A 276-nucleotide genomic window follows, 5' to 3' on the forward strand; every position below is an offset into this window, starting at 1 on the left:
ACGGCTTCATAGGTCGAGACCGGTGAAAAGCCCATCATCTGGTAGAGCTGCAAGGCACGCGGATGATCGAGCGTGTTGGTCGTCACCGTGACCTTTTGGGGATTGCTCTGCCAGGCGGCGTAAAGCGCCTGCAGCAGGAACCATTTGCCGGTGCCAAGCCCGATCGCCCGTTCGAACAGGCCGAAATAGGAGAGCTCGATGACGTCCTCGTTTTCCTTGAGGAGCTCGAAGAAGCCGGCCGGCGCGCCGTTGACGTAAAGCACGGTGACGGAGACG

1 protein-coding gene is annotated in these 276 nt (G+C 60.1%); it reads right to left on the minus strand.

The features are described 5' to 3' along the window. Nucleotides 1-276, minus strand: a 276-nt coding sequence (locus tag KVS69_RS19490; protein ID WP_217539623.1) for a GNAT family N-acetyltransferase, incomplete at both ends; no start/stop codon positions are given.

Source organism: Stenotrophomonas sp. GbtcB23, assembly GCF_019091045.1.
GTDB lineage: Bacteria > Pseudomonadota > Gammaproteobacteria > Xanthomonadales > Xanthomonadaceae > Stenotrophomonas > Stenotrophomonas rhizophila_A.